General features: G+C 71.5%; 1 riboswitch.

Annotated features, from left to right (window positions below):
• Positions 1-115: 115 nt before the first annotated feature.
• Positions 116-224, reverse strand: a riboswitch (glycine riboswitch).
• Between the last annotated feature and the right edge of the window lie 165 nt (positions 225-389).

The raw sequence follows: 389 nt of genomic DNA on the forward strand, positions 1-389 counted from the left end.
CGCGGCCGGCCGGCCCGGCGCCGGGTCTGCCGGGCCGGGCGGCGGGAGGGAGGGGGGTGGGGGTCATCGAGGAACTCCAGGATTCGGCGCGGTGCGCCCGCGCGGTCTGTGGGTTCCTCCCCGATCTGTTGCACAGCCTGAGAGTGTCCGCCGCACCCGGAGGGGTGGGGCTTGCTCCTTCGGCGAGCGCGGAGCACTCCGCGCTACTTTCCAGATGTGCCTCGGTGCGACGGTGCGGGGGCCTGAGAGTGTCCCGGGGAGGAAATTGCTCCTACGGCGCCCGATCGGTGTGGCTGAGCGCGACTCTCCCGCCGCACGTCGATGGCGACAGCTTTGTGACTACGCCCACAACCGTAGAGGAGATGCCCGCGGAAGGCAAAGCGCCCTCG

This window comes from Kocuria sp. KH4 (assembly GCF_053711175.1).